This is a genomic window from Roseivivax isoporae LMG 25204, from assembly GCF_000521865.1.
Taxonomy (GTDB): Bacteria; Pseudomonadota; Alphaproteobacteria; order Rhodobacterales; family Rhodobacteraceae; genus Roseivivax; species Roseivivax isoporae.
Genome location: NZ_JAME01000027.1, coordinates 12753 through 39015, shown reverse-complemented (window position 1 = coordinate 39015; position 26263 = coordinate 12753). Strand labels below are relative to the sequence as shown.

The 26263-nt window shown below is 72.5% G+C and carries 24 protein-coding genes; 9 read left to right on the top strand and 15 right to left on the bottom strand.

The genetic code is table 11. From position 1 onward, the window contains the following. Nucleotides 1-6: 6 nt before the first annotated feature. Genes RISW2_RS16305 through RISW2_RS16290 form a run of 4 tightly spaced genes read right to left on the bottom strand, consistent with a single transcriptional unit; the run spans nt 7 to nt 4326 of the window. Complete coding sequence (locus tag RISW2_RS16305) at nt 7-987, bottom strand: glycosyltransferase family 2 protein (protein WP_043773196.1); 981 nt, start codon at nt 985-987, stop codon at nt 7-9. After that, on the bottom strand, nt 984-2225 hold the full coding sequence (locus tag RISW2_RS16300) for a glycosyltransferase (protein WP_043773195.1): 1242 nt from the start codon (nt 2223-2225) through the stop codon (nt 984-986). The genes RISW2_RS16305 and RISW2_RS16300 overlap by 4 nt, the downstream gene beginning before the upstream one ends. Next, entirely contained in the window at nt 2222-3205 is a 984-nt protein-coding gene (locus tag RISW2_RS16295) for an NAD-dependent epimerase/dehydratase family protein (RefSeq protein ID WP_043773194.1), read from the bottom strand. Before RISW2_RS16295 ends, RISW2_RS16300 begins: the two co-directional genes overlap by 4 nt. Continuing rightward, complete coding sequence (locus RISW2_RS16290) at nt 3193-4326, bottom strand: Gfo/Idh/MocA family protein (protein ID WP_043773192.1); 1134 nt, start codon at nt 4324-4326, stop codon at nt 3193-3195. Before RISW2_RS16290 ends, RISW2_RS16295 begins: the two co-directional genes overlap by 13 nt. A gap of 278 nt (nt 4327-4604) precedes the next feature. Here RISW2_RS16290 and RISW2_RS16285 point away from each other — a divergent pair, with 278 nt between their 5' ends. After that, nucleotides 4605-5402: a WecB/TagA/CpsF family glycosyltransferase gene (locus RISW2_RS16285; protein ID WP_051492110.1), complete on the top strand. Its 798-nt coding sequence runs from the start codon at nt 4605-4607 to the stop codon at nt 5400-5402. Nucleotides 5403-5406: 4 nt separating this feature from the next. Here RISW2_RS16285 and RISW2_RS16280 read toward each other — a convergent pair whose 3' ends face one another. The 4 genes from RISW2_RS16280 to RISW2_RS16265 all read right to left on the bottom strand — a co-directional run bounded on the left by RISW2_RS16280 (nt 5407) and on the right by RISW2_RS16265 (nt 9292). After that, nucleotides 5407-6696, bottom strand: coding sequence for a glycosyltransferase family 4 protein (locus RISW2_RS16280; protein ID WP_043773191.1), 1290 nt, complete (start codon nt 6694-6696; stop codon nt 5407-5409). Beyond that, nucleotides 6693-8087 carry a membrane protein gene (locus RISW2_RS16275; RefSeq protein WP_043773190.1) on the bottom strand — a complete coding sequence of 465 codons (1395 nt, stop codon included), beginning with the start codon at nt 8085-8087 and terminating at the stop codon, nt 6693-6695. The genes RISW2_RS16280 and RISW2_RS16275 overlap by 4 nt, the downstream gene beginning before the upstream one ends. A 166-nt stretch (nt 8088-8253) precedes the next feature. Further along, a complete protein-coding gene (locus RISW2_RS16270; RefSeq protein ID WP_043773232.1) occupies nt 8254-8895 on the bottom strand; it encodes a DUF1523 family protein in 642 nt (213 codons plus the stop codon). Between the two features lie 82 nt (nt 8896-8977). Next, on the bottom strand, nt 8978-9292 hold the full coding sequence (locus RISW2_RS16265; RefSeq protein WP_043773189.1) for a hypothetical protein: 315 nt from the start codon (nt 9290-9292) through the stop codon (nt 8978-8980). Between the two features lie 273 nt (nt 9293-9565). On the opposite strand from RISW2_RS16265, the gene RISW2_RS16260 reads away from it, so the two are divergent. Beyond that, a complete protein-coding gene (locus RISW2_RS16260) occupies nt 9566-10123 on the top strand; it encodes a hypothetical protein (RefSeq protein ID WP_043773188.1) in 558 nt (185 codons plus the stop codon). Nucleotides 10124-10198: 75 nt separating this feature from the next. On the opposite strand, the gene RISW2_RS16255 is transcribed toward RISW2_RS16260, so the two are convergent. Further along, nucleotides 10199-11404 (bottom strand): aminopeptidase P family protein, encoded by a 1206-nt coding sequence (locus RISW2_RS16255; protein ID WP_043773187.1) that lies wholly within the window; start codon nt 11402-11404, stop codon nt 10199-10201. 187 nt (nt 11405-11591) lie between these two features. Then, nucleotides 11592-12383: an alpha/beta hydrolase gene (locus RISW2_RS16250; RefSeq protein WP_043773185.1), complete on the bottom strand. Its 792-nt coding sequence runs from the start codon at nt 12381-12383 to the stop codon at nt 11592-11594. Nucleotides 12384-12466: 83 nt separating this feature from the next. On the opposite strand from RISW2_RS16250, the gene RISW2_RS16245 reads away from it, so the two are divergent. The 3 genes from RISW2_RS16245 to RISW2_RS16235 all read left to right on the top strand — a co-directional run bounded on the left by RISW2_RS16245 (nt 12467) and on the right by RISW2_RS16235 (nt 17462). Further along, entirely contained in the window at nt 12467-13945 is a 1479-nt protein-coding gene (locus RISW2_RS16245) for an NAD-dependent succinate-semialdehyde dehydrogenase (RefSeq protein ID WP_043773184.1), read from the top strand. Nucleotides 13946-14120: 175 nt separating this feature from the next. Further along, nucleotides 14121-16286: an esterase-like activity of phytase family protein gene (locus tag RISW2_RS16240; RefSeq protein ID WP_043773183.1), complete on the top strand. Its 2166-nt coding sequence runs from the start codon at nt 14121-14123 to the stop codon at nt 16284-16286. Nucleotides 16287-16394: 108 nt separating this feature from the next. Further along, nucleotides 16395-17462, top strand: coding sequence for a DUF3616 domain-containing protein (locus tag RISW2_RS16235; protein WP_043773182.1), 1068 nt, complete (start codon nt 16395-16397; stop codon nt 17460-17462). Between the two features lie 75 nt (nt 17463-17537). Here RISW2_RS16235 and RISW2_RS16230 read toward each other — a convergent pair whose 3' ends face one another. The 5 genes from RISW2_RS16230 to RISW2_RS16210 all read right to left on the bottom strand — a co-directional run bounded on the left by RISW2_RS16230 (nt 17538) and on the right by RISW2_RS16210 (nt 23184). Next, nucleotides 17538-18011 carry an Hsp20 family protein gene (locus tag RISW2_RS16230; protein WP_043773181.1) on the bottom strand — a complete coding sequence of 158 codons (474 nt, stop codon included), beginning with the start codon at nt 18009-18011 and terminating at the stop codon, nt 17538-17540. Nucleotides 18012-18156: 145 nt separating this feature from the next. Beyond that, nucleotides 18157-18957 (bottom strand): trypsin-like serine peptidase, encoded by an 801-nt coding sequence (locus RISW2_RS16225; protein WP_043773180.1) that lies wholly within the window; start codon nt 18955-18957, stop codon nt 18157-18159. Nucleotides 18958-19064: 107 nt separating this feature from the next. Continuing rightward, entirely contained in the window at nt 19065-20438 is a 1374-nt protein-coding gene (gene glcF / locus RISW2_RS16220; RefSeq protein WP_043773179.1) for a glycolate oxidase subunit GlcF, read from the bottom strand. Nucleotides 20439-20480: 42 nt separating this feature from the next. After that, nucleotides 20481-21596, bottom strand: coding sequence for an FAD-binding protein (locus RISW2_RS16215; protein ID WP_043773178.1), 1116 nt, complete (start codon nt 21594-21596; stop codon nt 20481-20483). Nucleotides 21597-21729: 133 nt separating this feature from the next. Next, a complete protein-coding gene (locus RISW2_RS16210; RefSeq protein ID WP_043773176.1) occupies nt 21730-23184 on the bottom strand; it encodes an FAD-linked oxidase C-terminal domain-containing protein in 1455 nt (484 codons plus the stop codon). A 218-nt stretch (nt 23185-23402) separates the two neighbouring features. On the opposite strand from RISW2_RS16210, the gene RISW2_RS16205 reads away from it, so the two are divergent. The 4 genes from RISW2_RS16205 to RISW2_RS16190 all read left to right on the top strand — a co-directional run bounded on the left by RISW2_RS16205 (nt 23403) and on the right by RISW2_RS16190 (nt 26207). Beyond that, entirely contained in the window at nt 23403-23813 is a 411-nt protein-coding gene (locus tag RISW2_RS16205) for a CopD family protein (RefSeq protein ID WP_043773175.1), read from the top strand. A 16-nt stretch (nt 23814-23829) separates the two neighbouring features. Next, the gene (locus tag RISW2_RS16200) at nt 23830-24579 is read left to right on the top strand and encodes a DUF599 domain-containing protein (protein WP_051492108.1); all 750 of its coding nucleotides are present in this window, start codon (nt 23830-23832) and stop codon (nt 24577-24579) included. Between the two features lie 28 nt (nt 24580-24607). Next, nucleotides 24608-24982, top strand: coding sequence for a hypothetical protein (locus tag RISW2_RS16195; RefSeq protein ID WP_051492107.1), 375 nt, complete (start codon nt 24608-24610; stop codon nt 24980-24982). Between the two features lie 79 nt (nt 24983-25061). Then, the gene (locus RISW2_RS16190; RefSeq protein WP_043773173.1) at nt 25062-26207 is read left to right on the top strand and encodes a WD40/YVTN/BNR-like repeat-containing protein; all 1146 of its coding nucleotides are present in this window, start codon (nt 25062-25064) and stop codon (nt 26205-26207) included. The last annotated feature ends 56 nt before the right edge of the window (nt 26208-26263 follow it).

Below are 26263 nucleotides of genomic sequence, written 5' to 3'. Positions count from 1 at the left end.
GCCCTCCTACTTGTACTCGATGAGGCGCATGGGCGCGCGGCGCAGCCGGCGCAGGTGATAGCGCACCATGCCGATGAGGTTCGGAAACTTGGACAGGGTCAGCAGCACTGCCATGGCGCGGGCGTCGCCGCGCGGAACGCCGTCGCGGCGCAGCCCCCGCGCGGCGCTGGCCCAGCTCGCCGGGTAGGCCATCGCGGGCAGCAGCGCGAGCCAGGGCGACACCGCCACCGACCCGAGGATGGCCACCGGCAGGGCCAGCGCGTAGACCTTCACCCGCCGCCGCTCGGTCGCGAAGTAGCCGGGATGCAGCCGGCCGACCTGCGCGAAGCCGTGGCCGGTCCGTTCCGCCCGCCGCCACCACTGGCCGAGGCGCGTCATGGCGGCATCGTGGCGCGTCATCTCCGCCGCGAGCCGCTCGAGCCGCCAGCCGGCCTTGGCGAGTCGCTGGCAGAACTCGTCGTCCTCGGCGGCGATCACCGCCGGGTCGAAGCCGCCAATCAACCGGAATGCCTCGGCCCGCACCATCATGTCGCCGCCGCAGGCCGCGATGGGCCCTGCCGGGCGGCGCCATTCCCACTGGCAGAGGCGGTTGTAGACCGACGCCTCGGGCGCGACCTCGGCGCGCCAGCCGGTCACCAGGCCAAGCCCCGGATCGGCGGCGAGGCGGGCGCGCGCGATCCCGGTCCAGCCCGGCACGATGGCGCAGTCGCCGTCGATGAACTGCACGCAGGCGGGCGCGCCGCCCGTCTCCTCGAGCCGGGCGAACCCGGCGTTCCGCGCGCGCGCGGCCGTGAACGGCACCGAGACGTCGAGCGTCACGACCTCCGCGCCCGCGGCCGTGGCCGCCGCCATACTGCCGTCGGTCGACCCCGAATCGACGTAGACGAGCCGGGCCGCCTGGCCCCGCGCCGCCTCGAGCGCCGCGACGAGCCGCGCGCCCTCGTTCCGCCCGATGAGCACCAGCGCCACGTCCGCGGGTCCGCTCACGACACGGGCTCCGGCCGCTTCTGCAGGTCGCGCCGGCCTGCGGCATAGCCCTCGAACAGCGCCGCGAGCCGCGCGGCCTCGATGGCTGCGTCATGTTCCGCCGCGACGCGCGCGCGCCCGGCCGCGCCCATCCGGGCGCGTTCCCCGGGATCGGCCAGGAGCCGCGCCAGCGCATCGGCCAGCCTGCCCGCGTCCCCCGGCGCCACCAGCAGCCCCGACACGCCGTCCTCGACCAGTTCCGGCACGCCCGCGATGCGCGTGGTCACGACCGGCAGCCCCGCCGCCATCGCCTCCATCAGCACGACCGGCACGCCCTCGGCAAAGCTCGGCAGCACGAATAGGTCGGCATGGCCCAGCGCCTCGGCGACCTCCGCCTGCCCACGGTAGCCGAGGAAGGTGCAGCGCTCCGCGATCCCGAGCGCCCGCGCCTCTGCCTCGAGGCCCGCGCGATCGGGCCCGTCGCCGATCAGCGTCAGGTGCAGGTCCGGGACCCGTTCGGCCAGCGCCGCGACGGCCCGGAGCAGCAGCGCCACGCCCTTGACCCGGGCAAGCCGCCCGACGAACAGCAGGTCCGCGCCCCGGCCGCGCGGGCCGCCGGCATAGATGTCCGGCGTCACCCCGCAATGGACCACATGCAGCCGGCCCCAGTGCTCGGGCGCGGCAAAGCACATGAGCTGCGCCCGCGCGTAGTCCGAGATGCAGGCCACGAAGGCCGCGCGCGCCGCCTTCTCGTCGATGCGCCAGCGCTCGGGCGCAAAGAAGATGCCGGGCCCGTGGATGGTGAAGCTGTAGGGGATGCCCGACAGCGCCGAGGCCAGCATCGCCACCGTGCACGACGCCTCGGCGATGTGGTTGTGCAGGTGGCTCACGCCCCGCCGCGCGAGGTGATCGGCCAGCACGCCCGCCTCGGCGAAGTAGAACGCCTGCCAGAGCGCGCCGCGCCAGCCCTCCGGCGCCGTCCGCCACGCGAGCGCCAGGGCCCGCAGGTAGCGCCCCGGCCGGCGCATCCACCGCAGATGCGCCCTGGCCAGCCGCGCGGGCCGCCGGGCGGCCTCGAGCACGTGGAACGTGCCCGCCTGCTCGGACCGCTGCTCGGGCCCGACCAGGTGCTCGGGCCCGGTGCGCCGGACCGTGCAGGTCTCGACCACGTGGCCGAGCGCGCGCAGGCCCGCGACCTCGCGCTGGATGAAGGTGTCCGAGGCCCGCGGATATTCCCCGGTCAGGTAGCCGAGCCTCATCCGCCGCCCTCCGCGATCGCCTGCGCGAACCGGTCCTCGAAGGCGCGGGCCTGCGCGCCGCCGAAGGTGCGGCGCAGCGCGGTGTTGGGATAGCGGAAGGGCAGCATGCGCGCCCGCAGGATGCGCGCGCGCAGAAGCCCCGGCAGCCGTGGCTCGAGCGGGCGCAGCAGCCGTGCCGCGGCGAGCCACAATGTCCAGGGCAGGGGCACCACGACCGACGGCCAGCCAGACCGCCGCAACGCGTGCAGGTAGGCGTCGCGATCGGGTCGCACGTCGTCGGTCACGTTCAGCACCCGCTCGCCGGCCGGATCGCGGGCGCTGGCGTCGACCAGCGCGCGCGCCACCAGCGCGAGATGCGCCACCGGCACCTCGCCGCCGGTGCCGACGCGGATCAGCACCGGCCCGACCCTGACGCCCAGATGCGCGTTCCAGAGCCGCCCCGCGCCGTAGATCGCGCCGACCCGCAGGATCCAGACGCCCGGCCCGCCGGCCTCGGCGGCCGCGCGCGCCATCCGCTCCTGGGCGAGCTTCTGCGCCACGTAGCCGTCCCGCGCGGCGCCTTCGCGCTCGACCGGCGTCGCCTCGGTGATGGCGCTGCCGGGTGCCAGCGCCGCGGTGTCGTAGACGGCGATCGAGCTCACGAGGACCAGCCGCCGCGTGCCCGCCTCCGCCATCGCCGCGAGGAGGTGCGCGGTCCCGGCGGCCGTCTCGCGCGCGGCGTCGACGCCGGCATCGAGATGCGCCGCGGCATGGATCACCGCGTCGGCGCCCCGGCAGGCGCGCGCCAGCACCGCCGCTGCGCCCGGATCGGCGAGATCGCAGCGGCAGGGCTCGATGCCCGCGTCCCGCGACCAGTCCGCGACCGGCGCGCCGCGCACCACGGCCACGACCGGATGCCCGCGCCGCCGCGCCTCGGCCACCACCGCGCGCCCGACGAAGCCCGCGGCGCCGGTGACCACGATGCGGCCTAGCGGGCCCACGGCATCGGCTCCATCGGCGCGCAGGTGGTGCGCATCCGCTGCGCGCCCGCATCCTCTCCGGCGTTCTGGATCGCCAGGGTCACCTCGGTCAGGTGCACCGCGTAGGCGCCACCCAGCCGGCTCTCGCGGCCCTCGCGGATCGCCTCCAGCATCTCGGCCGGCCCGAGGGCAAAGTTCATCGACGCTGCGCCCCAGCGCCCGACCTTGGGATGGGTCGGCCGCCCGAGCCGCACGCGCCGGGTGAACGGACCCTCCACGAGCCGCCGCCGCACGGTCCTGCGCCGGCGCAGCCCGATCCGCGCGCCGTTGTCCCAGGCGGCATCGCATTCCAGCACGCCGGCCTCGCCGATCACGCGGATCCGGTGGTCGTGCGGCGCCACGATGGAACAGGTCAGCCGCGCGGGCGGCCCGTCGTGGAAGAATAGCGCCGCGACCGAGAAATCCGGCGCGGTCGGGCGGTCGAGACCGCCCTTGTCCGGCACGACTTCGGCCGAGGCCGCGACCACGCTGCGCACGCCGCCGAACCACGCGATGAGCCAGCTCAGGTAGTAGCCCGCATGTTCCAGCGTGCAGCCGGTGCGGAACTCGTCCTCCCAGGGCCAGGGCGCCCCGCTTTCCGTCCGCCAGCGGCGGTAGGGCGCCTGCGCCACGTAGCCGTCGTCGAGTTCGGCATAGATGGCCGCCGGTCGCCCGCCAATGCCGCTGCGGATGGCGTGGCCCAGGGTCTGCGCCGCCTCGCCCAGCACCGAGCAGGGCGCGGAGCCGAGCTGCAGCCCCCGCGCCGAAGCCTCGGCCGCCAGCGCCTCGGCCTCCGCCGCGTCGAGCGCGAGCGGCTTCTCGCAGTACACATGCGCGCCGGCCTCGAGACAGGCGCGGTTCACCTCGAGATGCGCGGCCGGGTTCGTCAGGTTCAGGACCAGCCCGTCCGCCGGGTGCGAGTCGAGCAGTGCCGCGAGCCCCGTTGCCGCCGGCACCTTCCAGTGCGCCGCGAACTGCGCCAGCCTCGCGGGGTCGCGGTCCCAGACTCCGCGGACGACGATGCCCGGAAAGGTGGCGAGCGAGCGCATGTAGAGGTCCGCGACGAAGCCGCAGCCGACGATCGAGACCGTGCCGCCGTTCATGCCGCCCCGTGCCCGCCGCGGATGCGCGGCCGCCGGGTGCCCGCCCGGTTCGCTCGTTCCATGCCCGTCCTGTCCCCGATTCGCGGTACTCCCGACCGCGCGAGCCCCGCTCGCACGCAATGATGGCCTCATTTCGGCGGGGCGCCGCAACCCGCCACGATCCCCGCGACGCGGCGCTATTGTAGCCGGAACACGGACGCGCGCAGCTTGGACCTGACGTGCGCGCCGGCGATGTGCTAGCCCGGCCCGGACGGGACGACCGAGGTGTCAGGCGCGCGATGCAGTTTCAGACCGAGGGCGACACGATCCGCGTGACGGCACCCGACTGGCCGGCGCTCGCCCGCGCCGTGACCGAGCGCTGGCGCGCCGGACGCGGCTTCGCGCTCGCCACGCTGAACCTCGACCACCTGGTGAAGGTGCGGGCCGACCCGGCCTTCCGGAAGGCCTACGCCGCGCACGACATCGTCACCGCCGACGGCAACCCGGTCGTGTGGCTGTCGCGGCTCGCGGGCCGCCCCGTGCGGCTGGTGGCCGGCTCGGATTCCATCCTGCCGCTCTGCACGCTCGCGGCGCGCGAGGGCGTGCCGGTGGCGCTGGTCGGCAGCACCGCGGCGACGCTCGAGGCCGCCGCCGACCACCTCGCCGCCCGGGTGCCGGGCCTGCGCATCGCCCTGCGCGAGGCGCCGCCCATGGGCTTCGACCCGGACGGGCCGGCGGCGGCGGCGCTCCTCGACCGCGTGGCGGCGAGCGGCGCGCGGCTCTGCTTCCTCGCCCTCGGCGCACCGCGGCAGGAACGTCTCGCCATCCGCGGCCGGACGCTGGCGCCGGCGGTGGGCTTCGCCTCGATCGGGGCGGGGCTCGATTTCTTCGGCGGGGCGCAGCGCCGCGCACCCGCGGCGGTGCGGGCGCTGGCGCTCGAATGGGTCTGGCGGCTCGTCCGGGATCCGCGCCGCATGGGGCCCCGCTACGGCGCCTGCATCGCGGCGCTGCCCGGTCTCGTCCTGCACGCGCTGGTGCTGCGCCGGCGCGGCGCGCCTGCGGGGCGCGACGACGCCGCCCGGCAGGACGCGCCCTGAGCCGTCACTCTGCCATGGGCTGCGGCGCGGGCCCGCGCCGGTCGCCCCGGACCCAGTCGTAGATCTCGGCCACCTGCGCCGCCTTCCGTGCCCATGTGAACCGCCCGGCCACCCGGGCCCGCGCCGCGTGCCCCAGATCCGCAAGCCCGCTCCGGTCCGCGCAAAGCCCGGTCAGCTGCGCCCGCAGCGCCGCGACGATGCCGGCCCGCGTGCTGCAGGGAACGGTGAGTCCCGTGCCCGGCACCACCAGTTCCCCGGGCCCCGCGTAGTCGACCACGAGCGGCGGCACGCCCAGCGCCATCGCCTCGAGCACCACGCCACCGCCGAACTCGCGGATCGACGGAAAGGCCAGGAGATGCGCCCCGGCCAGCACGTCCTGCACCGCGCCATGCGCGAGCCAGCCGTGGAAGGTGACGCCGCCCGTGGGACCCGCCTGCGCCCGCAGCGCGTGCCCCATCGGCCCGTCGCCCACGATGTCGAGCCGCATCCGTCCCGCGGCGAGAAGCGGCGCCGCCGCCTCGATCAGCATGTCGGCCCCCTTGTAGGGCACGAGCCGCCCGACGAAGGCCGCGCGCAGCGGTCCCTCCGCCGGCGCGTAGGCGGCGCGCGAGAACCGCGCCGGATCGATGCCGTTCTCGGGCAGGTAGATCACCTTGTCCCGGTAGCGCGCGGGGATTTCCGACGCCGTGTGGCGCGACCCGGCAAGGATCACCGCCGCGTGGCGCAGCGTCGCGTCGCGCCCGGGCAGCGCCTTGTAGGCGCCCCGCAGGTAGCTCAGCCATTCCCGCTCGCGCCGCCGCTCGGCGTCGAATCCCTCCGGCCACGGCACCCCGCCGTTGAGCGGCCCCAGCACGAAGGGCACGCCCGTGCCCGCGACGCGCGCCGCCAGCGGCGACGGCACCGTGGGCGACAGCGGCGTGACGCGGTGCACCACGTCCCAGTCGCCGCGCGCGATCCCGGCGCCGAACCGGCGCCAGACCAGACGCTCGAACCACGGATAGGACAGCGCGTTCAGCGCCTGCACCATGGTCCAGCCCTTGCCCTCGCCCATCCTCAGGACCTGCGCCAGCTTCCACGCCGGCGCGGCCAGCACCTCGCTGTCGATGGCGGTGAAATCCCGCCCCTCGACCAGTCCCGCGCGCAGGATGGCGTCCCGGTTGCGCACCTGCGTCACGAGATGGGTGTCCGCCACCGCCGCCAGCGCGCGGGCAAGCGACCAGCCCACCAGCGGCACCGACACCCATTCGGGATTGGCCGCCTCGGCAATGACGAGCACGCGCGGCCGGCCGGTCACAGGATCGGCTTCCAGGTGAACGGCGTGCGGTCCGCCGCCCGCAGACGCTCGGCCCGCAGCACCTCGGCATAGCCCGTGAGCGCCCCCGCGATGAGCCAGGTCAGCGGCGTCAGCGTCGCGTTCGGCAGCATGTCGAAGAGGTTGAACGCGAGAAGCAGCGACAGCGGCGCGATCGAGACCGCGACGCGGCCGTCGCGCCGCTTCACCGTCTCGCGCCAGAGCAGGAAGACCGGCAGCGCGATCAGGCCGAACTCCGCGAGGAACCCGATCCAGCCGAAGACGCCGATGGTGATGATCCAGCGCCCGTCGGCGATGGTCAGCATGGTGCCGGTCACCTGGTCGTGCACGTGGTTGCGCCCCCAGCTGCCCCAGCCGAAAAGCGGCTTTTCCGCCGCCCGGTCGAGAAGCGTGTTCTCGTTGTCGAATCGGAAGGCGACCGAATGCGCCCGCTCGGGGTCGATCGCCGCCGCCTGCTGCAGGATGCGCGCCTCGGGCACCACGTGCGCGCCCTTCATCAGCGGGTAGGCGAGCGACAGGCACGCCACCACGATCGCCACGTTGATCTGCATGACCGGGCCCAGCAGCACCACGAGCGGCACCAGCGCCACCGCGAGGACCAGCGCGCCCAGCGATTTCGCCAGCACCAGAACCGCCGCGAGGTAGAGCGCCGCAAGCAGCCACACCGCCCGGTTGCCGACCCGGTCCCGCCGCCAGAGCGCGAAGGCCGCGACCATCGCCGTCATGCAGAAGAACGCGACCCACAGCCCGTGGTAGAGGAACACCACAGGCCGGAATCCCGAGGCGCGGATCGATTGCGCGAACGAGTGCTGGTAATAGCCGTAGATCCACGCGTTGAGCTGCGGGGACAGCCGCACCTCGATCAGCATCAGCACCGAATAGGCGAGCCCGCCCCAGACCAGCGCCACGAGCAGGTCGCGCTGCGCCTCCGCCCCGTTCAGGAGAAGCCGCGCCAGCAGGAAGGGGATCACCAGCAGCACCTGCTGGATCGGCAGGGCGATCGCGTCCTTGACCCCGAGCCCCGGCACGAACGCCGCCTGGAACACCAGCGGTTCGGGATTGGCGAAGACGGTCAGCACCGGCGACAGCACGAAGACCGCGAGCAGCCCCCGCGCGAGCAGATTCTGCGGCAGGAGCGGCCCGGTGCGCCCGTACATCCAGAGACAGGTCAGAAGCGCCGAGAGCGCGGGGATGTTGTGCTTGGTGAAGGGCGGAAAGAGCGGCAGGTCGAACACCGCCGGCGGCTCCGGCAGCACGAGGTAGCCGCCGAGGATGGCGGCGATCATCGCCCGCGCCGGCGGAAGCCGCCGGAACAGCACGATCGTCACCACAGGCCACGCGGCCAGCATCAGGTAGGCCAGAGGGTTTGGCATCGTCCCCGTGCACTCGTTACGTCCGCGGCAGGCGCCGCGCCGCCTCATAGCAGGCGGGCGTGCGCCTGTCGCGCGCGACGCGCCGCCCCCGTGCCGCGGATTGGCACGGGAAAAGGGGGGGAATGTGACGTAGCCGGAAACAATTGTGGCGGCGCGGGCCGCAGGCTCAGTCCCGCCGGCCCCGCCACCAGTCGCCGATCCGCCGCCGGCGCGCGGACAGCCGGTCCCCCGCCGCGTCGAAGCTGTCGCCCACGTCGTCGAGCACCGGATCGATGCGCGCCGCGCGGAACCGCCGCCAGCGCACCCAGACCGCCCAGGCGAAGGCGGCGAGCAGGACCAGGATGATGATCGCCTTCCACGGCACCAGCGTCACGTCCGGCCCCTCGACCGGCCGCATCGACAGCGCGTTCGGGAAGATCGACAGGTATTCGAGCCGCCAGCCGTAATGGGTGATCGCCATCCATTGCGGCGTCTCGGCCGAGGACCGGGCGTCGGCGGCGATCGCCTGCAGGTTCGAGCTGTCGAACTTGAAGTAGGGCGGCCAGCCCCAGCCCGTGTCCTCGTTGCGGTAGACCATGACGTCGCCGCCCGCTTCCCGCGTCTGGATGAAGAACACGTCACGGTTCGACTGCGCCGTCACCGATCCGTCGGCGCGGGTCCAGAAGAACCGGTTCAGCCGGCCGAAATCCTCGCGCTTCTCGTAGGTGTCGGTCACCCGCACCACGTCGTTCTGCGGCAGCGTGTAGTGCAGGACGGCAAGCGCCACCGCCCAGAACAGGACGATGGCGCTCCATTTCACGTATCGCAGCATTACCGGGGCCTCGCTCGCATCGCGTCGTCCCGGGACATAGCCCGGATGGCTCTCCGGCGCAAAGCCCGGCGGCGCGCGATCAGTTGCCGCGCTGCAGGTAGGATTCGCCGTTCAGCGCCTCGCAGACATAGGGCTCGTCCTGTCCCGGCACGTCCAGCGTGAACTGCACGCCCCCGGGGATCGGCGTCCGGTCGATCACGGTCGCGGCATTGGTGCCGAACCGGTCCTCGGCACTGGCGAGGCACGACAGCGACAGCGGGTCGAACGTGGGTTCCACGACCGCGACGTTCTGCGTCGTGGTGGTGGTGGTCGTGGTGGTCATGGTCTGGGCACCGGCGATACCGGCAGTGCAGGCAAGCGCGGCAGCGGCGAAGGTCAGGGTGGTCCGGGTCATGGCAGTAATCCTTAACAGTCTGACGTTTTCAAATGCCGATCGCACCCCGCATCTGGCGTCGGGAGCGGCGTCCGGCGTCTACCCGTGGCAAACGTCGCCTGCAGTGACCGGGTTCCGGCAGGCGCCCCGGGGGCGCCTCACGCATCGTTTCAACGCTGTAGCATACGGCGCGCGGCCCGCGCGGACGGGCACGTCCGGTATTCCTGCCTTTACCGGTCATGGGCCGGCGGTCAGGATGCGCGCACTTTGGGACAGAAGATAAGGGGTTCACACATGGTTCGTGCAGCAACAGTCGCGCTCGTTCTGGCGCTCGCGCCCGCGCCGCTTCTGGCGGACGAGATCGCCGATGCGCTCACCGCCGCGCAGGAGGCCTATGCCGACGGCGACATCCAGTACGCGCTCGACGAGCTCGACTTCGCCCGCGCGAAGCTCCTCGAGCGAAAGACCGACGCGCTGGGCGCCTGGCTGCCCGAGGCGCCCGAGGGCTGGACCCGCGAGGTCGACACCGACATGAATGCGGGCCTCGCCATGATGGGTGGCGGCGTCGGCGCCGCGGCCTCCTATGCGGGCCCGGACGGGGACAGCTACAAGGTCACGCTGATGGCGGACAACCCGATGGTCGCGAGCATGTCGGCGATGATCGCCGGCGCCTCGGCCATGGGCATGAAGGTGGAGCGCATCGGCCGCCAGCGCTTCGCCGTGCAGGACGGCCAGATGATGGCGCTCGTCGGCAACCGGATCCTCGTGCAGATCGAGGGCGCCGACGCAGAGGCGATGCGCGCCGTGGCCGAACGGATCGACTACGACGCGCTGGCGACGTTCGGCCAGTGACCCGGTGACGCGAAGGCCGGGCGGATCCGAGGCGGCCCGCCCGGTTGCCATGCGCAAGCCAGACGCCTGCCGGCCCTAGCCCACGACGTTGAACTCGGGCCCGTATGGATAGCCCGTGATGTTCTCGGCCCCGTCTTCGGTGATGACGAGGATGTCGTGCTCGCGGTAGCCGCCCGCGCCCGGCTGGCCCTCGGGAATGGTCAGCATCGGCTCCATCGACACGACCATGCCCGGTTCGAGTACCGTGACGATGTCCTCGCGCAGCTCGAGCCCCGCCTCGCGGCCGTAGTAATGCGACAGGATGCCGAAGGAATGGCCGTAGCCGAAGGTGCGGTACTGCAGCAGGTCGCGCTCCGCGAGAAAGGCGTTGATCGCCTGCGCCACGTCCGAGCAGCGCGCCCCGGGCTTCAGCAGCGCCATGCCGTATTCGTGCGCGGCGACGTTCGCCTGCCAGAGCGCCAGCGACGCCGGATCCACCTCGCCCGCGAACATCGTGCGCTCGAGCGCCGTGTAATAGCCTGAGATCATTGGAAACGTGTTCAGGCTCAGGATGTCGCCGCGGGCGATCTCGCGGGCGGTGACGGGGTTGTGCGCGCCGTCGGTGTTCGGCCCCGACTGGAACCACACCCAGGTGTCGCGGTACTCAGCGTCGGGAAAGGCGCGGGCGATCTCGGCCTCCATGGCGTCGCGCCCGGCCATCGCCACGTCGATCTCGCGCGCGCCGATCCGCACCGCCTCGCGGATGGCGTGCCCGCCCGCGTCGGCGACGCGCGCGCCCTCGCGGATCAGCGCGATCTCGGCCGGCGACTTGACCATGCGCTGGGCCATGAGCGCCGCGTTCACCGGCGATGTGCGTGTCGGCGCGAGATACGTGTCGAGCTTGCCCAGCCCCTCGACGCTCAGGTGGTCCGCCTCGTAGCCGATCGCGCCGCCGGTGCCGGCGATCTCGGCCACCGCGCGCCAGTAATTGTCGCGCTGCCAGTCGGTATAGGTCAGCGCGTCGCCGGCACTGCGCCGCCACGGCTGGCCCGCGTCGATGCCGGCGCCGATCACCACCGCGTCGGTCGCGGTGACGACGAGCCCGTAGGGCCGGCCGAAGCTGCAGTAGAGAAAGCCGGAATAGTAGGCGACGTTGTGCATCGAGGTGAGCAGGCAGGCGTCGAGCCCGGCCTCGGACAGGATGCCGCGCAGGCCGGCGAGCCGCGCGGCATATTCCCCTGCCGCGAAGGGCAGGGGCGCCTTGGTGCCGTTGTGGAACCGGTAGGTGACGGGACGGTGCATGGGTGGCCCTCCAGGGGGCCGCGAACGCAATCCGGGGGAGGACCTGCCTTCCCCGCGCGCGTCGCGGCAAGGATAGGTCCCGGCGTACAGGACGACATGTCGGAAGACGGCAGGGCGACGCCATCGCCCTTCCCGGCGACAAAAGTAGCGCGGCGCCCGCGTTCCGCGCAAGCGCCGCGTGCGGCGGTCAGGAGAGCAGCGTTCCGACCATCTGGCTCTCGGGGTCGAGGAGGTCGTCGATGACGTCGAAATGATGCCGGCCGGGGGCCTCGGTCAGGTCGCAGGACCACGCCCGCGCCAGTCCCCGTGCCTGCTCGACGAAGGCCGGCAGTTCCTCGGCGCCGACCCAGGCGGTGACCCGCGTGCGCGGCGGCGGGCAGAGCGCGGGGCTCTCGGCCTCCGCCTCCTCGGGCACGAGTTTCAGGTCGTCGTTGATGCGCGTCTTCATGAGCGGGCGCAGGTCGCTGACCGGCGAGATCGGCATGACATGCTCGATGCGTGCCACCACGTCCGCCGGCAGGACGCCCGGGCAGAGCATGCGCGCCACGAGGTGCCCGCCGGCCGAATGCCCGACGAGCCGGATCGGCAGGTCGGGAAGCTCGCGCGCCGCCGCCGACACCGCCGCCGCCACCTGCCGCGTGATGTCCGACACCCTGACCCGCGGGCAGAGGTCGTAGGACGGCATCGCCACCGCCCAGTGGTTCAGGATCAGCCCGTCGGCGAAGTGCGAGAACTGCTCGCGCCCGAAGCGCCGCCAGTAGCCGCCGTGCACGAAGACCGCGAGGCCCTCGTGCCGCCCGACCGGCGTGAACAAATCCATGGCCTGGCGCGTTCCGTGACCGTACATCAGACCGAGCCGCGCCCGGTTGCAGGCACCCATGCGCTTGCGGAACCGTTCGGCCTCCGCGGACCATGCGGGGGGATAGCGGTCGGAGTCGGGAACATGGGCCTGGTTGTCGTACGCGGCGTCGGGATCCATCGCTTTCCTCTTCGGGTGCCTCGGTCTACAGCTTTAGGCAAATCCGGCCCGCGCGGCACCCCAAAACGTGAAAGGTTCATGACATGCTCGACCAGGCAACCAACCTCTCGGGGCTTCTGAAGGACCCGTCGCTGCTGGAGCCGCGCGCCTATGTGGGCGGGGAGTGGATCAAGGGCGACGACGGCACCTTCGAGGTGCACAACCCCGCCCGCGGCGACGTCATCGCCGAGGTCCAGGACCTCTCGCGCGCGCAGGTCGCGGAGGCCATCGCCAAGGCCTATGCCGCGCAGAAGGAATGGGCGTCGTGGACCGGCAAGGAACGCGCGGCGGTCCTGCGCAAGTGGTTCGACCTGATGATGGCGAACCAGGAGGACCTGGCCAAGATCATGACCGCGGAGCAGGGCAAGCCGCTGCGCGAGAGCCGCGGCGAGGTGGCCTACGGCGCGTCCTTCATCGAGTTCTTCGCCGAGGAGGCCAAGCGCGTCTACGGCGAGCAGATCCCGGGCCATGCCCGCGACAAGCGCATCCTCGTGATGAAGCAGCCGATCGGCGTCGCGGCCTCGATCACGCCGTGGAACTTCCCCAACGCCATGATCACCCGCAAGGCCGGTCCGGCGCTGGCGGCAGGCTGCAGCTTCGTGGCGCGCCCCGCGAAGGAGACGCCGCTCTCGGCGACCGCCATCGCGGTGCTCGCGGAACGCGCCGGGCTTCCCGCGGGGGTCTTCAACGTGGTCACCTCGTCCTCGTCCTCCGAGGTCGGCAAGGAGTTCTGCGAGAACCCGAAGGTGCGCAAGCTCACCTTCACCGGATCGACCGAGGTCGGGCGCATCCTGCTCAAGCAGGCCGCCGACCAGGTGATGAAGTGCTCGATGGAACTGGGCGGCAACGCGCCCTTCATCGTCTTCGACGACGCCGACATCGACGCGGCGGTCGAGGGCGCCATCGTCTGCAAGTTCCGCAACAACGGCCAGACCTGCGTCTGCGCGAACCGCATCTACGTGCAGGCGGGCGTCTACGACCAGTTCGCCGAGAAGCTCGCCAAGCGCGTGTCCGAGCTCAAGGTCGGCGACGGGCTCGAGGACGAGGACGTGGATCTCGGGCCGATGATCACCGCGGACGCGATCGACAAGGTGCAGGAGCACATCCGCGACGCGACCTCGAAGGGCGCGGAGCTGATCCTCGGCAGCGATGCGCACGAGGCGGGCGGCAACTTCTTCCGCCCTGCGATCGTCAAGGGCGCCACGCAGGACATGGCCTTCGCGCAGGAGGAGACGTTCGGCCCGCTCGCGCCGCTCTTCCGGTTCGAGGACGTGGACGACGTGATCGCCATGGCGAACGACACGATCTTCGGTCTCGCCTCGTATTTCTACGCGAAGGACCTGAGCCGCGTGTGGAAGGTGGCCGAAGAGCTGGAATACGGCATCGTCGGCGTGAACACCGGCCTCATCTCCACCGAGCTCGCGCCCTTCGGGGGCGTCAAGCAGTCTGGGCTCGGCCGCGAGGGCAGCCACCACGGCATCGAGGACTACCTCGAGATGAAGTATGTCTGCCTGACGGTCTGACGTCCGGGCCGGGGACGACGGGCGCCGCTCGCTCCTCCGGAGCGTCGCCCCGCCCGCCGTCCCGTCGGCCGGCGCCACGCCGTCACCGATCCTTCGCAAAAGCGTCATGCGCCCGTGATCCGACGGGCGCAGGTCCCCTCCGGCAGACTTCTTTCCGACAGATGGGGGACACGACATGCAGACACGACTGACCTGCCTCGCCTCGGCGCTGGCGCTCGCCGCGGGCACAGGCCACGCGGACACCCAGAAGGTCTTCAACCGCATCGCGAGCTTTCCGACCGTCGCCAACATGGCGGAGGGCGAGGACACCGCGCGCGTGAGCTCGGCCGAGATCATCGCCGCGAGCGCCGACGGCATGACGCTGGTCTACACCGACAGCCCGCTCGGCGTGCTGGGCCGCGTCGATATCACCGATCCCGAGGCGCCCCGGCCGCTCGGCAACGTGGCGCTCGACGGCGAGCCGACCGCGGTCAGCATCGCCGGCGGCACGGCGCTCGTCGCGGTGAACACCTCCGAAAGCTACACCGCGCCGTCCGGCCATCTCGCCGCCATCGACATCGCGTCGGGCGAGGAGCTCGCGCGCTGCGACCTGGGCGGCCAGCCGGATTCGACCGCGCTCGCGCCCGACGGGGGCTTCCTCGCGGTGGCGATCGAGAACGAGCGCGACGAGGAGGCGGGCGACGGCCGCGTGCCGCAGATGCCCGCGGGCACGCTGGTGATGGTCGACCTCGCGGAGGGCACGCCCGACTGCGCGAGCCTGCGCCGCGCGGACCTCACGGGGCTCGCCGGCATCGCGGCGGAGGATCCCGAGCCCGAGTTCACCGACGTGAACGGCCAGGGCGAGGTCGCGGTGACGCTGCAGGAGAACAACCACCTGGCCATCGTCGGCCGCGACGGCACGGTCCTGTCGCATTTCGCCGCGGGCGCCGTGGACCTCGAGGGGATCGATGTCGTCGACGAGCGCGCCGCGATCGTCTTCGACGGCACGCAGGAGGGCCGCCTGCGCGAGCCCGACGCCGTGCAATGGCTGGGCGACACGCACCTCGTGACCGCCAACGAGGGCGACATGGACGGCGGCGCCCGCGGCTTCACCGTCTTCGACCGCGAGGGCCAGGTCGTGTTCGAGAGCGGCGCGTCCTTCGAGCACGCGGTCGCCGCGATCGGTCACTATCCCGACCGCCGCTCGGATGCCAAGGGCGTCGAGCCCGAGGGCATGGAGATCGCCACCTTCGACGGCACGCCGATGATGTTCCTGCTGTCCGAGCGTGCCTCGGTCGTGGGCGTCTACGACATGTCCGACCCCGCGGCCCCGGTGCTGCGCCAGCTCCTGCCCGCGGGCATCTCGCCGGAAGGCGCGGTCGCGATCCCCGGGCGGAACCTCCTCGCCGTGGCGAACGAGACCGACCTCGTGGAGGACGGGGGCGTCCGGGCGCACGTGATGCTCTACGCGCTGGGCGACGGCCCCGCCGACTACCCGACGCTCACCTCGTCCGGCAGCGACCCGCTGATCGGCTGGGGCGCGATCTCGGGCATGGTGGGCGGCGAGGACGGCATCCTCCATGCCGTCAACGACAGCTTCTACGGGTACCAGCCGCGCATCTTCACCATCGACACGACGGAGACGCCCGCGCGCATCACCGGCGCGCTCGACGTCACCCGCGCGGGCATGCCGGCGCAGAAGCTCGACATGGAAGGCATCACCCATGACGGCGCGGGCGGCTTCTGGGTCGCCTCGGAGGGCCGCACCGACCGGCTCGTGCCCCACGCGCTCTACCGCATCGACGCCGAGGGCGAGATCGTGGAAGAGGTGGCGCTGCCCGCCTCGCTGCTCGCGCACGAGACCCGCTACGGGTTCGAGGGGATCACGCGGATCGGCGACGTCCTGTGGATGGCCGTGCAGCGCGAATGGGCGGACGACCCCGAGAACATGGTCAAGCTCCTGGCCTACGACACCGCGACCAGCACCTGGGGCGGCGTCCACTACGAGAAGGCCGCGCCCGAGACGGGCTGGGTCGGTCTTTCCGAGATCGTCGCGCAGGGCGATTGGGTCTACGTCGTCGAGCGCGACAACCAGATCGGCGCCGCGGCGGTGACCAAGAAGGTCTACCGCATCCCCGCCTCGGAGATGCAGGCGGCCCCGCTCGACGGCGCCCTGCCTGTGGTGAGCAAGGAGGAGGTGCGCGACCTCGTCCCCGATCTCGCCGCGTGGAACGGCTACATCGTCGACAAGGTCGAGGGCCTGGCCTTCACCGGGGACGGCCGCATGTGGGTCTCGACCGACAACGACGGCGTCGACGACAGCTCGGGCGAGACCTTCCTCTGGTCGGTGGCGCTCGACTGACGCCCGCGCGGGCGCCCGGCCCCCGTGCCGGGCGCCCTGCCCTTCCCGCGGAACCGCGCGGCGGCGGGGGTCGTTGAGAAGGCTGCACGCGCACCGAGGGGGATCGCCATGGCAGAGCTCAAGCCGCACCGCACCATCACGCTGTCGTTCCAGCACATGGACGACATCGAGCATGTCGACGACGCGATCCACAAGGACATCTCGTCCGCCACGCGCTGCGGCGACAGCCTGTTCGTCTGCTGCGACGAGACCGCGGGTGTCGACCGGCTGACCCCCGACGGCGGCTGGGGCAACCACACGCATTTCAACCTCGGCGACTTCATCGACCTGCCGGACGGACCGGGCGGCGAGATGGATATCGAGGGCCTGGACTGCGACGGCCAGTGGCTCTGGATCACCGGCTCGCACTCGCTGAAGCGGGGCAAGTTCAAGCCCGCCGAGCACGACCCCGTCGAGGGGCTCGCCCAGATGGCGAAGATCAAGCGCGACCCGAACCGGTACTTCCTCGGGCGCATCCCGCTCAAGGCGAACCCCGACGGCTACGCGCCCGTGGGCGAGGACGGTGCGCGCCGCGCCACCTGGATCGAGCTGAAGAAGAAGTCGTCGAAGCTGATCGGCTGGCTCGAGGACGACCCGCATCTCGGGCCGAGCCTGACGATCCCGTCCAAGGAATACGGCTTCGACATCGAAGGCATGGTCGGGCGCGGCATGCGGGTGTGGCTGGGCCTGCGCGGGCCCGTGCTGCGCGACCACGCGGTCATCCTCGAGCTGGAGATGAAGGTCGACGGCGACGGGTTCCTCAAGCCGCGGCGCATCGACGGCGATCGCCGCTACCGAAAGCACCTGGTGCCGACCGCGGGCGAGGGCATCCGCGACCTCGAGGTGGACGGCGACGACCTGCTGATCCTGACCGGGCCCACGGGGGCCGGCGACGGGCGGTCAGACATCCTGCGCTGGCACGGTTTCATGGGTGAGACCCGGTCCGCCTGCGTGCCGCCCGAGCGGGTCACCCACGTGATGGAGATGCCCTATCGCGGTGCGGTCGACCATCCCGAGGGCCTCGTGAACTGGCCCGAGGAGGACAAGGGCGTGCTGGTGCTCTACGACGCGCCGGCCGAGGCGCGCCTGCCCGAGCCCGAGAAGATCCTCGCCGACGTCTGGAAGCTGCCGGGCTGACGCCGCGCGACCTGCGACACGGAAAAGCCCCGGCGCGTCCGCCGGGGCTTCGTCTGCGGATCGGGGCGCGACGCGTCAGTTGACGGTGTCTGCGTCCACCACGTCCTTGCCGGTCGTGACCGTGTCGGCCTTGGCGATCTCGATCCGGCGCGGTTTCAGCGCCTCGGGAATCTCGCGCTTGAGGTCGATGTGCAGCATGCCGTCGACATGGCTCGCCCCGGTGACGCGCACGTGGTCGGCGAGGTGGAAGCGGCGCTCGAAGGCGCGGGTCGCGATGCCGCGGTGCAGGTAGGTCCGGTCCTGGTCGTCCTCGGCCTTGCGCGCGGACACGACCAGCGCGTGGTCCTTCACCTCGACGCCGAGGTCGGATTCCGAGAAGCCGGCCACCGCGATCGAGATGCGGTAGGCATCGTCGGCGGTCTTCTCGATGTTGTAGGGCGGGTAGGTGGGCTGGCCCACGTCGTTGGCCAGGACACGGTCCATGAGGTCGGCGATCTGGTCGAAACCGACGGTGGCCCGATAGAGCGGTGCGAAGTCGAAGCTGCGCATGGTCATCCTCCGATGAGCGATAACGTATGGTGACGCGCCTTCCCGCGATGGGACAGGCGCCCTGTGGTCCGAGACCCTTGCGGCGTCTCGCGGTGGCGATGTGGGAACGGCGCCCCGGCCTGTCAAGAGCGGGACGGACGCGCGGTCAGGGGCGCACGACCTTGGCCGCGGTGCCGGTCCGGCTGCCCGCGGTCACCGTGCGCGTGCCGGGGATGCCGGTCAGGCCGGACAGCTGGTCGAGCTCGTCCACCAGCGTGTCGAGCGGCCCGTCGAGCGCCACGCCCAGCGACACCGGCCGGCCCTCCGCGTCGGCCTTGGCCGACACCACCGACACGATCCGCGGCGTTCCGCTCGCGAAGGAGAAGACGGGCGAGCCGGACGAGCCGAAGTCGACGCTGCAGGACATGACGACGACGCCCTCCTGCCGCGACAGCACGGCGCAACGTTCCTGCAGGCTCGGCGCCTCGGCGCGGTCGTGGGCGTAGGAGACGACGCCGATCTCCGCACCGCTCTCCGGCTGCGCCTCGGTGCCGAAAGGTTCGATCGTGGTGTTGCGGATCGGGTGCTGCAGGCGCAGCAGCGCCACGTCGTTGCGTACCCGCGCCGCGTCGGCGGGCGCGTCGTAGCGGTACTGCGGCAGGTGCACCGCGTGGCGCACGTGCCGGTAGGCCGAGGCGCGCCCGTTCCGCCAGCCCGCGAGGAACTGGATGTCCTCGGGCGGCACGCGGGTCCCCGTGGCCTGGTCGTAGAGGCAGTGCGCGGCGGTCAGGACGAGGTCGGGTGCCACGAGGGCGCCGGTGCAGAACGCCGTGCCGCCGATCTCGAGCCGGCCCACCGCGTCCCAGGCGCGCCCCTTCTCGAACGACCCGAGCGACAGCAGGCCCGCCGCGCTCGCGCCCGTCGCCATCGCCATCGCCAACCCCAGACCCATCGCCAGTCGCCGCACGCCTGTCCCTCTCTTCCTGTTCCCCCTAGGCTATCCCGGCGCTTGGGCGAAAATGCGGCGCGGCCGGGGGCGGGCGGCGGCATTCCGCCGGCCCGTCCGCGGGGCCCTCAGCCGCGTGTCAGGGCCGCAGGCTTCGGCCCGCCGGTCGCCCAGTCGAGCAGCTCGACGGTGTGCACGACCGGGATGTCGGTGCCGCCGCCGATCTGCATCATGCAGCCGATGTTGCCGGCGGCGATCACCTGCGGCGCGCGGGCCTCGAGCGTGCGCACCTTGCGCGCCCCGAGCCTGGCCGAGATCTCGGGCTGCATCAGGTTGTAGGTGCCCGCCGAGCCGCAGCAGAGATGGCTGTCCGCGGGCTCCACCACCTCGAAGCCCGCGCGCCGCAACAGGTCCTTGGGCTGCGTCTTGATCTTCTGGCCGTGCTGCAGCGAGCAGGCGGCGTGGTAGGCCACGCGCAGCCCGCGCCCCTCGGCCGCCTCGGGCCCGAACACGCCCCGCCCGGGCGCGGCGTCGGTCCCGGCGATGCCCGCGCGCGCGGGCTGCTCCGCGCCGTCCGGGCGGGCCTCGACCAGCTCTGCCAGCACCTCGCTCACGTCCCGCGCCAGTCCCGCGACCCGGGCGGCGTCCCCGGCCAGGGGCCCGGTGCGGAACATGTGGCCGTAATCCTTGACCGTCGTGCCGCAGCCCGAGGTGTTGATGACGATGGCGTCGAGCCCGCCGCGCGCGATCTCGCGCGTCCAGGCGCGGATGTTGCGCGCCGCCGATGCGTGGCTCTCGCCGGTCTTGCCCATGTGGTGCGTGAGGGCGCCGCAGCAGCCCATGCCGTCCGCGATCACCACCTCGCAGCCGAGCCGCGTCAGCAGCCGGATCGTCGCGTCGTTGATGTCGGTGTTGAGCGCGCGCTGCGCGCAGCCCGTCATCAGCGCCACCCGCATCCGCCGCGGGCCCTGCGCCGGAAAGGTCTGCGGGTCGTCGTTGCGGCTGACCGGCGGGATTGTCGCCGGCGCCATGTCGAGCATCGCGCGCAGACGCGCGTCGGGCATCAGCCGCCGGAACGGCCGGCCGATCCGGGCCGCCAGCAGCGCGACCCGGAAGCGCCGCGGATGCGGCAGGATGCGCGCGAGCACCCAGCGCAGCGCGCGGTCCCGCCAGGGCCGCCGGTGATGGTCCTCGATATAGGCGCGGGCATGGTCGACGAGGTGCATGTAGTGCACGCCCGAGGGACAGGTGGTCATGCAGGCGAGGCACGAGAGGCACCGGTCGATGTGGCGCACGGTCTTCTCGTCCGGGACCCGCGCGTTCTCGAGCATGTCCTTGATCAGGTAGATGCGCCCGCGCGGGCTGTCGAGCTCGTCGCCCAGCACCTGGTAGGTCGGGCAGGTGGCGGTGCAGAACCCGCAATGCACGCAGGCCCGCAGGATCTCGTTCGACCGGCGCGTGTCGGGATCGGCCAGCTGCTCTTTGGTGAATGTGGTCTGCATGTCGTCAGGTCTTCTTCATCGCTTTCGGGGTCGCGGCGCGCCTCAGGCGTCCATCAGCCCGGGATTGAGCACGCCGCGCGGGTCGAACCGCTGCCGCAGGCCGCGCGACAGCGCCGCCACCGGCGCGGGCTCGGGATGGAAGGCCGGCAGGGCGGCGCGCGTCGCCGCGCTGCCGCGCACCAGCGTCGCGTGGCCCGCGAACGCGCCGAGCCGCGCCCGCGCATCGGTGCCTTCGGGCAGAAGCGCCCAGACCAGCCCGCCGCCCCAGTCGTAGACCAGAGCCTCGGCCCCGAGCCGCGCCGCGAGCGCCGGCGCGTCCGACGGCTTGACCGACAGCCGCCAGACATCGCCCGCCCGTCCGTGGAACGCCGCGACGTCCCGCACCCCGGCCCAGAGCGCGCGCGACGCCCCGGGGTCGGCCTCGACCTCCTGCGCCGTCTCGGGAAAGAGCGCCCGCAGCCGGTCCGCCCGGTAGGCGACCGAGGCCGCGAAGCCCTCGATCCGCAGCAGCGTGCGGCCCGCGCCGGGCAGGTGCGCCGCGCCGGTGACCTCGTAGGGCGCCGAGAGCCCGGTGGCGAGCGCCGCGACCGCCGCGGCATCCGGAAGACCGTGCAGCACCAGCGTCGCCTCGGTCTCGGGCACCGGCAGCACCTTCAGCGCCACCTCCGTCAGCACCCCGAGCGTGCCGCGGCTCCCGGCCATGAGCTTCACCAGGTCGTAGCCCGTGACGTTCTTCATCACCCGCCCGCCATTGCGCACGACCGCGCCGGTGCCGTCGACGAACCGCACCCCGAGGAGGAAGTCGCGGCAGGCGCCCGCCTGGATGCGCCGCGGCCCCGAGGCGTTCGTGGCGACCGCGCCGCCGATCGTGGGCTCTCCCGCGGTGCCGAGGAGCCCGCGCAGATCCGGGGGCTCGAAGGCCAGCCGCTGCCCCTCGGCGGCAAGCGCCGCCTCGATCCCGGCGAGCGGCGTGCCTGCCCGTGCCACCAGCGTCAGAGCGCCCGGCTCGTGCAGCACGATGCCGGACAGCCCGCCGGTCTCCAGCACCTCGCCCGGTGCCGTCTCGCCGGGACCGCGCGTCCCGCCGCCCCGCACGCGGATCGGTCCCCGCGCGCCGGCGACGATCGCGCTCAGCTCTTCCTCGCTCTCCGGACGCATGCCGCTGCCCTCCCTTCGCCGGCGGACCGGGTCCCCGCAGGACCGGCCCGCCGCTTCTTCTTGGTCGAAATATCCCGGGGTCCGGGGCAGCGCCCCGGTCGGCGGCCGCGGGGCGCGCAGCGGTCGGGACGGCTCACTCCGCCGCCATCCGCGCCGCGCCGGTGCGCCGGGTCCCCGACACCGCGAGCGGGAACACCTTCGCCGGGTTCAGGAGCCAGCGCGGATCGAACACGTCCTTCACCGCCATCTGGCATTCGAGGTCCGCGGGCGCGTACTGGTCGCCCATGAGGTCGCGCTTCTCGATGCCGACGCCGTGCTCGCCGGTCAGGCAGCCGCCCACCTCGACGCAGAGCCGCAGGATGTCGGCGCCGAGCGCCTCGCAGCGTTCGAGGTCGCCGGGCCGGTTGGCGTCGAACAGAATGAGCGGATGCATGTTGCCGTCGCCCGCGTGGAACACGTTCGCCACGTCGAGCCCCGCGGCGCGGGACATCTCGCCGATGCGGCGCAGCACGTGCGGCAGCTCGGAGACCGGGATCGTGCCGTCGAGGCACATGTAGTCGTTGATCTGGCCCATGGCGCCGAAGGCCGACTTGCGCCCGAGCCAGATGCGGCCCGCCTCGTCGGCGTCCTGCGCCTCGCGCAGCTCGACCGGGTCGTGGCCGCGCGCGATCTCCGCGATGAGCCCGAGCTGGTGGTCGATCTCCGCCGGGCTGCCCTCGACCTCGACGATCAGCAGCGCCTCGCAGTCGGGATAGCCCGCCTTGGCGAAGGCCTCGCAGGCGCGGATGCAGGGGCGGTCCATGAACTCGATCGCCACCGGCAGCACGCCCGCGCGGATGATGTCCGAGACGCAGGCGCCCGCCACCTCGTTCGACGCGAAGCCGATCAGCACCGGCCGCGCGCCCTCGGGCTTGGGCAGGACGCGCAGCGTCGCCTCGGTGACGACGCCGAGCTGCCCCTCCGAGCCGCAGACGAGGCCGAGAAGGTCGAGCCCGGGCGCATCCAGATGCGCGCCGCCGAGCTCCACGACGGTGCCGTCCATCAGCACCATCGTCACGCCCATGAGGTTGTTGGTCGTCACGCCGTATTTCAGGCAATGCGCGCCGCCCGAGTTCATGGCGATGTTGCCGGCGATGGCGCAGGCCAGCTGCGAGGAGGGGTCGGGCGCGTAGAAGAAGCCGCGCTCCTCGACCGCGCCGGTGACCGACAGGTTGGTGCGCCCGGTCTGCACCCGGATGAAGCGGTTGTCGTAATCGGTCTCGAGCACCTCGGTCATGCGCGCGACCCCGAGGATCACGCAATCCGCGGTGGGCAGCGCGCCGCCGGCGAGCGAGGTGCCCGACCCGCGCGGCACGACCGGCACGCCCTCGGCATGGCAGAGCCGCAGGACCGCCGCGACCTCCTCGGTCGTGCGCGGCAGCACCGCGGCGAGCGGCGGGCAGCGATAGGCGGTGAGCGCGTCGCACTCGTAGGCGCGCGTCTCCGCCTCGTCCGAGATCACGGCGTCCGGCGGCAGGATCCGGCACAGCTTGGCGACGATGTCGTCCTTGCGCGCCAGGATCGCGGCATCGGGCTCTGGCATCTGCATCAGCGGTCCCTCCCTGCCTGCCGAATGTATCTCCCGACCCCGGGGTTGGCCACCGCGTTGTGGCGCCGCGGGATACCCGGGGGGACAGGCGCGCCGCCCGGTGGCGCGCGACGCGGAGCCCCCCGCACCGTGCCGCGCGCCCCGCCGGATCGCCCCGGCGGCCAGAGGCACCCTCCTGCCTCTTGCGCCCCCTGTCGCTTTCGCGCACGTCTAGCGCCATGACCTGGATCAAGATCGTGCATCTTCTGTGCGTCATGGGATGGATGACCTCCATCTTCGCGGTGCCGCGCGCGCTCATCTACTGGAAGCGCGAACAGGCGCGGCTCGGCGAGTTCGGGCCGCTCGGCGACCTGACGATCCGGCTCTACCGCTTTTCCGCCGGGCTCGGGGTGATCGCGCTCGTCACCGGGCTCTGGCTCGCGGGCCTGCTCGGCATGCCGGGCTGGGCGTGGCTCAAGCTCGGTCTCGTGGGGCTCCTTGTCGTGCATTACGGCTGGACCGGGGTGATGGTGCTGCGCGGCCGCCGCGGCGAGTTCCGCGAAAGCGACCGCTTCCTGCGCATCTTCAACGAGGTCAGCGTGGTGGGCGTCGTGGCGGTCCTGTGGGTCGTGGTGGCCAAGCCGTTCTGAGGCGCGAGGGGGCGGCATGACACTGGCGGACCGCATCGACATCTTCTCGACCCTCGACCTCGTGGCGCTCGGGGTCCTGTTCGTGTCCTGGGTGGCGGTGACGCGGGTGATCGAGCATCCGCCCGCCGCGCGCCCCTCGGTGTCGCAGCTCATGGCGGCGTTCCGGCGCGAATGGATGGTGCATTTCGTGACGCGACAGCCGCGGATCTTCGATTCCCAGATCGTGTCCAACCTGCGGCAGGGCACGGCCTTCTTCGCCTCGGCCTCGATGATCGCGATCGGCGGCGGCTTCGCCCTGATCGGCAATGCCGACCTTCTCGGCGGGGTGGCCGAGGACCTGAGGCTCGCCACCGACCCGACCTTCGTGTGGGAGGTCAAGGTGATCCTCATGCTGGTCTTTGCCGCCAACGCGTTCCTCAAGTTCGTGTGGGCGCACCGTCTCTTCGGATATTGCGCGGTGCTGATGGCGGCGGTGCCGAACAATCCCGACGATCCCGACGCCTATCCGCGCGCCGCGCAGGCGGCCGAGATCAACATCACCGCCGCGCGGGGCTACAACCGCGGGCTGAGGTCGGTCTATTTCGGCATCGCCGCGTCGGCATGGCTTCTGGGGCCGCTGGCGTTGCTGGCGGCCACGGTCGCCACGCTCGCGGTGATCCTGCGCCGCGAGTTCGCGTCGGAATCCCGGCAGGTTCTGCTGGCCCGCGCGCCCCGGCACGCGACACGCAAAGGTGACGGGCATGGCGCGGCAGGCGGTGCTAAGTGACGACGAAACAAGGCCGGGGGGAAAGGCCATGAAACTTGCGCTGATCGCGACGGGGCTCGCGACGCTGCTCGGTGCCGGCACCGGTGCCGGGGCCGACCCGGTTGAGGTGGTGGCCATGTCCGCCGAGAAGACCGGGATGGGCTGGCGGGTGTCGGTGACGCTGCGCCACGCGGACACGGGCTGGGACCACTACGCCGATGCCTGGCGCATCGAGGACGCGGAAGGCCGCGTGCTCGGCACGCGCGAGCTTCTGCACCCGCACCTGACGGAGCAGCCGTTCACCCGCTCGCTGTCCTCGGTGATGATGCCGGACGGCACGAGCGAGCTGCACGTGCGTGCCCGCTGCAGCGTCGACGGCTGGAACGAGACGACGCGCGCCTTTCCCGTCACGCGCGGCGACTGACCAGGCAGGGCGCATTAGCGCGCCCGCGACTCGCTTCCGCGTGGTAGGCTCGCCGTCGCGGCAGCGGGAGTGCGGGACGATGGCGCGGGACGTGACGGTGCTCGTCGGGACCACGAAGGGCGCGTTCCTCATCGACGGGGCGGCGGACTGGTCCGTGCGCGGCCCGTTCTGCGACGGCTGGTCCGTCAACCATGTGATCGGCGATCCGGACAGCGGCACGCTCTGGGCGGGCGGCGGCAACGACTGGACCGGGGCGGGCATCTGGCGCTCCACCGACGGCGGCGCGTCGTGGACGCTCGCCAAGCTGTCGGACGGCAAGATGGACGCCTGGATCGCGGCGGATCCCGAGATGGCCAGGACCTTCGGGATGACGCCCGCGCCCGAGGCGCCGTTCAGCGGGCTTCTCGATTCGATCTGGTCGCTCGCGCGGGCCGACGGCGCGCTCTGGGCCGGGGCGCGGCCCGCGCAGCTTTTCGTCAGCCGCGACCGCGGCGACAGCTGGCAGCGGGTGGAGGCGCTGACCGACCATCCCTCCGCCGCCGAATGGCAGCCGGGCGGGGCGGGCCTGACCCTGCACACCATCGTCACCGCGCCCGAGGCGCCCGGGCGGATCTGGCTCGGCATCTCGGCCGCGGGCGTCTTCGCCAGCGAGGACGGCGGGGCCACGTGGGAGCGTCGCAACCGTCGCTCGAACGCGGTGCCGCCCCCCGACCATCCCGCCGGCGGCGATGGGCACGAGATCGGGCATTGCGTGCACAACATCGTCCGGGCGTCGGGCGAAACCGACCTGCTCTACCAGCAGAACCACCACGGCGTGTTCCGCTCGCGCGATGGCGGGCGCAGCTGGGACGACGTGACACCCGGGCTGCCCTCGACCTTCGGCTTTCCGGTGGCGGTGCATCCCGCGCGCCCCGGGACGATCTGGACGCTGCCGCTGAACGGCGACTCCGCCGGCCGCTACCCGCCCGACGCCGCCGCGGCGGTCTGGAAGTCCGAGGATGCCGGCGACAGCTGGACCGCCCAGCGCGCGGGCCTGCCGCAGCGGTCCTGCTTCTTCACCGTGCTGCGGCAGGCGATGGCGACGGACCGCGCCGAGCCCGCCGGCGTCTATTTCGGCACGAATTCGGGATCGGTCTTCGCCAGCCTGGACGCGGGCAAGAACTGGTCCGAGATCGCGCGCCACCTGCCGACGATCCTGAGCGTCGAGACGCTGTCACGCACCTGAACGGGCGCGTCCGGGCGGCGGCCTTCCGTTACAATAAGTTCAAGCAACCGACACAC

What these genes read in the sequence shown, in the direction of transcription:
- RISW2_RS16300 (WP_043773195.1), bottom strand. Translation starts at nt 2,225, where the DNA reads ATGAGGCTCGGCTACCTGACCGGGGAATATCCGCGGGCCTCGGACACC.
- RISW2_RS16290 (WP_043773192.1), bottom strand. Translation starts at nt 4,326, where the DNA reads ATGAACGGCGGCACGGTCTCGATCGTCGGCTGCGGCTTCGTCGCGGAC.
- RISW2_RS16285 (WP_051492110.1), top strand. Translation starts at nt 4,605, where the DNA reads ATGCAGTTTCAGACCGAGGGCGACACGATCCGCGTGACGGCACCCGAC.
- RISW2_RS16275 (WP_043773190.1), bottom strand. Translation starts at nt 8,087, where the DNA reads ATGCCAAACCCTCTGGCCTACCTGATGCTGGCCGCGTGGCCTGTGGTG.
- RISW2_RS16265 (WP_043773189.1), bottom strand. Translation starts at nt 9,292, where the DNA reads ATGACCCGGACCACCCTGACCTTCGCCGCTGCCGCGCTTGCCTGCACT.
- RISW2_RS16260 (WP_043773188.1), top strand. Translation starts at nt 9,566, where the DNA reads ATGGTTCGTGCAGCAACAGTCGCGCTCGTTCTGGCGCTCGCGCCCGCG.
- RISW2_RS16255 (WP_043773187.1), bottom strand. Translation starts at nt 11,404, where the DNA reads ATGCACCGTCCCGTCACCTACCGGTTCCACAACGGCACCAAGGCGCCC.
- RISW2_RS16250 (WP_043773185.1), bottom strand. Translation starts at nt 12,383, where the DNA reads ATGGATCCCGACGCCGCGTACGACAACCAGGCCCATGTTCCCGACTCC.
- RISW2_RS16245 (WP_043773184.1), top strand. Translation starts at nt 12,467, where the DNA reads ATGCTCGACCAGGCAACCAACCTCTCGGGGCTTCTGAAGGACCCGTCG.
- RISW2_RS16240 (WP_043773183.1), top strand. Translation starts at nt 14,121, where the DNA reads ATGCAGACACGACTGACCTGCCTCGCCTCGGCGCTGGCGCTCGCCGCG.
- RISW2_RS16235 (WP_043773182.1), top strand. Translation starts at nt 16,395, where the DNA reads ATGGCAGAGCTCAAGCCGCACCGCACCATCACGCTGTCGTTCCAGCAC.
- RISW2_RS16230 (WP_043773181.1), bottom strand. Translation starts at nt 18,011, where the DNA reads ATGCGCAGCTTCGACTTCGCACCGCTCTATCGGGCCACCGTCGGTTTC.
- glcF (WP_043773179.1), bottom strand. Translation starts at nt 20,438, where the DNA reads ATGCAGACCACATTCACCAAAGAGCAGCTGGCCGATCCCGACACGCGC.
- RISW2_RS16215 (WP_043773178.1), bottom strand. Translation starts at nt 21,596, where the DNA reads ATGCGTCCGGAGAGCGAGGAAGAGCTGAGCGCGATCGTCGCCGGCGCG.
- RISW2_RS16210 (WP_043773176.1), bottom strand. Translation starts at nt 23,184, where the DNA reads ATGCAGATGCCAGAGCCCGATGCCGCGATCCTGGCGCGCAAGGACGAC.
- RISW2_RS16205 (WP_043773175.1), top strand. Translation starts at nt 23,403, where the DNA reads ATGACCTGGATCAAGATCGTGCATCTTCTGTGCGTCATGGGATGGATG.
- RISW2_RS16200 (WP_051492108.1), top strand. Translation starts at nt 23,830, where the DNA reads ATGACACTGGCGGACCGCATCGACATCTTCTCGACCCTCGACCTCGTG.
- RISW2_RS16195 (WP_051492107.1), top strand. Translation starts at nt 24,608, where the DNA reads ATGAAACTTGCGCTGATCGCGACGGGGCTCGCGACGCTGCTCGGTGCC.
- RISW2_RS16190 (WP_043773173.1), top strand. Translation starts at nt 25,062, where the DNA reads ATGGCGCGGGACGTGACGGTGCTCGTCGGGACCACGAAGGGCGCGTTC.